Origin of the sequence: Clostridium sp. (genome assembly GCF_051654825.1) — a bacterium.
GTDB lineage: Bacteria > Bacillota > Clostridia > Clostridiales > Clostridiaceae > Clostridium.
The window spans coordinates 1-5,268 of record NZ_JBOFYU010000196.1; the positions used below are offsets into that span (position 1 = coordinate 1).

The following is a 5,268-nucleotide window of genomic DNA, read 5'->3' on the forward strand; positions in this document are numbered from 1 at the left end:
GATAGTGATAATAACCTTATAGAAAAGACAATAAATATTACAGTTTATGATATACTTGATGTTAAAAAATCTTATTATGGTAAGTTTGATAATTTAAATAAGTATAATGAAGAGTTTAAGATTAAAGTTAAGTCTGTTAGTAATAATGGAGGAAACTATGGAACAAGTAGTATTGATAAAGCTATAGATGGAAATGTAAATGTACATTGGGAAACTGGAAAACCTAATAGCAATTCATTTAAAAATGAAGTAGTATTTGAATTAAATGAGTTAACAAAAGTTGATAGAATGGCATATAAATCAAGAAATGGTGGAAAGGGATTTGCATCAAAGTTTGAAGTATATGTTTCTGAAAGCATAAATCAAGATGATTTTTATAAAGTAGGGGAAGGTACTTACACAGGATCAGTTAATGATGTTATAGAATTTAACTTAAATGGTGTTGAGGCTAGAAGAGTGAAATTTGTATTTGTTGAAGCTATTCAAGATTGGGCAAGTATAGGGGAAATGGCTTTTTATAGTGAAGATGTATTTGCAAAGAAAATATTAAATGAATTATTTACAACTAAAGATAAAGTTGATGTAACAGAAAAATATAATACACTAGAAAAACTAGAATCATTAAGGGAAGAAGCAAAAGCTCATCCAGCAGCTACTTTATTTGAAGAGGATTTAAATAAAGCAGAAGTAATAATAAGATCAAAATTCCCACAATTAGAAATACCAAAGAGTGAATCTACAAAGCTTGGATTACCTATAGATCTTACAGGAGGTTATATAGCTATGGATTCAGAGGATGGAGATATAACTAATAATGTTGTAGTTAGTGGATTAGAACATGTTAACTTTAATAAAACTGGAGTTTATAAATTAGATTATACAATTCAAGATTCAGATGGAAATATTACAATAAAAAGTAGAAATATAAATGTTGTAGATATGGAAGACTACACTTATTTAAGTGATGTAGAATGGAAATCAACTCATAATACGTATGGGGATTTTAAGAAAGATAAATCATATTCTAATAACACTATAAGACTTACTGGGCAAAATGGTGAGGTGGTTTCTTATGAAAAAGGTTTAGGAACTCATTCTAATGGAACAGTTATTTATGATTTAATAAATATTAAAGCAGACTATTTTACAAGCTATATTGGTGTAGATAGAGTAATGTATAATACTGTTGGTTCAGTAAACTTCCAAGTATATTTAGATGGAAATAAAGTTTATGATTCAGGATTAATGATATCTACAGATAAACAAAAATTTGTTGAGATAGATTTAAGAGGAGCAAAGGAGTTAAAACTTGTAATGACTGATGGTGGCAATGGTAATGGATCAGATCATGGTAATTGGGCAGATGCAAAATTACATTATGCAAACACGGAAGGTGAAGAAGTAGATAGAGTAAAATTAGATAATTTAATAGAAGAAATTAATAAATTAAACAAAAATGATTATATAGAAGATGGATGGAACAATTTAACCTTAGTAAAAGATAAGGTGAATCTAGAATTAAGTAATGGATATAATCAAAAAGAAATTGATTCTTTATATGAAGAACTAAATAGTGCAAAGAACAGTTTAGAAAAAGTAACAACATATGAAGACTTAATAAGCTTAGTTGAATCTATTAAAGAATTTAAAGAGTATTTATATACAAATGATTCATGGAATACTCTATTAATTTCAGTTAATAAAGCTAATTATATAATAGAAAATAATAATTCAACAAATACTGAAGTAAATGCTATGATTGATGAATTAAATAACTCAATAAAAAATCTAGAAGAAAGAGTAGATAAGAAGGAGTTAAATGAATTAGTGCAATATGCAGATTCTATTACTGATATTAGTTTTGTTGGTGCAAACAATCATGTTGAAGCTAGATGGAATAACTTTATAGTATTTAGAGATTTAGTTAAAGAAGTATTATTTAATACAGAGGCTAATGAAAGAGAAACTAGAAATGCTATATTCCAATTAACATATTTTATAGAAGAATTACAAATTAAATAAGTTAAATACTTTTATAATAAGGTTCACTATTTTTAATGGTGGATCTTATTTTATATAATAATATTTATATCAAGTATATAATATAGTATTATTTATTTATACATTATATAAATAGTTTAATTAAAGGGGAGAAGGGCTATGGTATTAAGTACAGAAAGATTAATATTAAGTAAAATAACAAAAGAGGATAGAGATGGTTTATACAAATTTTTAGGGGATATAGAAGTTTTATATGCTTGGGGGCATACATATTCCTATGATGAAGTTTTAGATTGGATTAATACAAATAATAAAAGATTTGAAGAGTATGATATGGGGTATTATTTAGTTAAAACTAAAGATACTAATGAAGCTATAGGAGTATGTGGGACTTTAGTTGAAGAGGTAGATGGAAAAAGAGAAGTAGAACTTGCCTATATATTTAATAAAAACTATTGGGGAAAGGGATATGCAGTAGAAGCATCAAAAGCTTGCGTAAAGTATTGCTTTGATAATTTTGATGTAGATGAAATTGTAGCACAAATAAAATTTGATAATAATTCATCTATGAAGGTTGTTGAAAGATGTGGATTTAAAAGAGACGGGGAATTTATAAAGCATTATAGAGGAGAAGATATATTGCATTATATTTATAAGTTTAAAGCTTAGATTAAACTTGTGAATATCTGTAAAGCATCTGTAAAATTTAAGTTTATATATATATGTAATATTAATATGTGGTAAAATATGTTAAAATTTATTTAGTGACTTATACGATGTAAGGCATAAAGAATAAGCCAACCGGTATGGTTGGCTTTAATTTTAGAAAGAATATTTAGAAGATTAAAAATATATCTAAATATAAATAGGTGCTAACAGAAGTATGGTCTAAATTTAAGATAAGGAGGATGATAGAAATTTAAATAATGAAAGGAATATTTTAAAAGCTTATAGCTAAGATTTATATTAAGCTATGGTTATTTTAAGGGGGAAAGAAAATGTTAAGGAGAAAAAGTAAGAGTATATTAAAGTCTATATGCTCTATATTGTTATGTTCTTGTATTATATTTGAAATGCCGGTGATGGCAATAGCCAATACGGCAAATGTTGAAGAAAGTAATATTGAAAAAGATAAGAGCTTAACTTTGTGGTATGATGAACCAGCTCCAATTTCAGGAGATAATAGAATGTTAGAAAGTAAGTTATTGCCTTTAGGAAACGGGACTTTAGGTAGTAGTGTTTTTGGTGGAGTAGAAAAAGAAAGAATCCATTTTAATGATAAAACACTTTGGACAGGGGGACCTGATAATCCTGATGGAACAATGAATGATGGTAATAAATATATAGGTGGAAACAAATTAGGTGAGTTTAATACTGAAGCTTACAACAACCTTATAAACAAATTTGATTCAAATAGCACTTTAGTACAAACAGGCAATACTGGTGTAGCTAGTGCATTATTTTCAAATAGTTCAAATTTAGGGTCATGGCAAGATTTTGGAGATATATATCTTGATTTTAGTGAAATGGGTGCTACATCAGGGAATATTGAAAATTATGAAAGAAGCTTAGATATAAAGAATGCTATTTCAGAAGTAAGATATGATTATAATGAAACTAGCTATTTAAGAGAACATTTTGTAAGCTATCCAGATAATGTTTTAGTAACAAGATTATCTAAAGATGGAGAGGGTAAATTAGATTTTGATGTTGAACTTAAAAAATCATCAGCATTAAATTCATCAAATGCAACAGTTTCCGTTGATGATAAAAATAATATGATAAATTTAGTAGGAACATTAAATGGAAATAAGATGAATTATAGTGCTTCAGTAAAAGTAATTATAGACGGTAAAGAAAGTACTATAGAACCAAACGGAAATAGTATTCTTAAGGTAAGAAATGCTGATGAAGTATTATTAATATTTTCAACAGGAACTGATTATAAGAATATTTATCCAGGATATCGTACTGGAGAATCAAATAAAGAAGTAGTTAATAGAGTAAATAATGTAGTTAATAATGCAGCTAAAAAAGGTTATAACAAATTAATTGAAAATCATACAAGTGATTACAAAGAACTTTTTGATAGGGTTTCGTTAGATTTAAATGAAATTGCACCTGATATTCCAACAAATAAGCTAATTGAAAATTATAGGAATGGTATCTATAACAAAGCTTTAGAAGTATTAGTTTTTCAATATGGTAGATATTTAACTATTGCATCTTCAAGAGAAGGATCATTACCAAGTAATTTAGCTGGTTTATGGTCTATTGGATCACCTTTATGGTCAGGGGACTATCATTTTAATGTAAACGTTCAGATGAATTACTGGCCAACATTTTCTACAAACTTAGCTGAGTGTGGGAAAGTTTTTGCAGATTATATGAGCACGTTAGTTATACCAGGAAGAAAGTCAGCAGAAATGAGTATAGGAGCTAAAACAGAAAATTTTGAAACAACTCCAGTTGGAGAAGGAAATGGATTTATGGTTCATACTGCTAATAATCCATTTGGACAAACATCACCACATGGTGAAGAGTATTATGGATGGAATCCTAATGGTGGAACTTGGGCACTTCAAAATGCATTTGATTATTACGAGTTTACTCAAGATAAAGATTATTTAGAATCAACATTATATCCTATGGTAAAAGAAGTCGCTAATATGTGGGTTAATTCTTTAATTGAAAGTAAGTCACAAACAATACAAGGAACTGAAGAACCTAGATTAGTAGTTGGACCATCTACATCAGCTGAACATGGACCAATGACAGTAGGTACAACATATGATCAATCTTTAGTTTGGGAGATACTTCAAAAAGCTATAGATGCAGCAGCAATATTAGAGAAAGATAGTGAGGAAGTTGAAACATGGAAAAATGTACAATCTAAATTAGATCCTATTATCATTGGAGATAGTGGGCAAGTAAAGGAATGGTATCAAGAAACAACGCCAGGCAAATATTCTAATAATGGAGTAACAACAAATATTCCAGCTTTTAATCGTGATTATGGTGGAGAATCCCATAGACATATTTCACAATTAGTAGGTTTATTCCCAGGAACATTAATTAATAAAGATAATAGTGAAGAAATTGAAGCAGCTAAGACATCACTTTTAGAAAGAGGATTTAAGGCTACAGGATGGTCTAAGGGTCATAAGGTTAATTTATGGGCAAGAACTTTAGATTCAGAAAATACTTATAAAATAGTTCAATCTATGCTTTCAACAAACTATGCGGGGATTATGGACAATTTATTTG

General features: G+C 28.3%; 3 protein-coding genes. All 3 read left to right on the forward strand.

Annotated elements, in window-relative coordinates; all coding sequences use genetic code 11:
* Positions 1–2,022: NPCBM/NEW2 domain-containing protein (locus tag ACRDBA_RS11185; protein WP_438572998.1), on the forward strand; the 2,022-nt coding region annotated here is incomplete at its 5' end.
* A 138-nt stretch (positions 2,023–2,160) separates the two neighbouring features.
* A complete protein-coding gene (locus ACRDBA_RS11190) occupies positions 2,161–2,670 on the forward strand; it encodes a GNAT family N-acetyltransferase (protein WP_438572999.1) in 510 nt (169 codons plus the stop codon).
* A gap of 329 nt (positions 2,671–2,999) precedes the next feature.
* On the forward strand, positions 3,000–5,268 hold a 2,269-nt coding region (locus tag ACRDBA_RS11195; protein ID WP_438573000.1), incomplete at its 3' end, for a glycoside hydrolase family 95 protein.

What these genes read in the sequence shown, in the direction of transcription:
- ACRDBA_RS11190 (WP_438572999.1), top strand. Translation starts at nt 2,161, where the DNA reads ATGGTATTAAGTACAGAAAGATTAATATTAAGTAAAATAACAAAAGAG.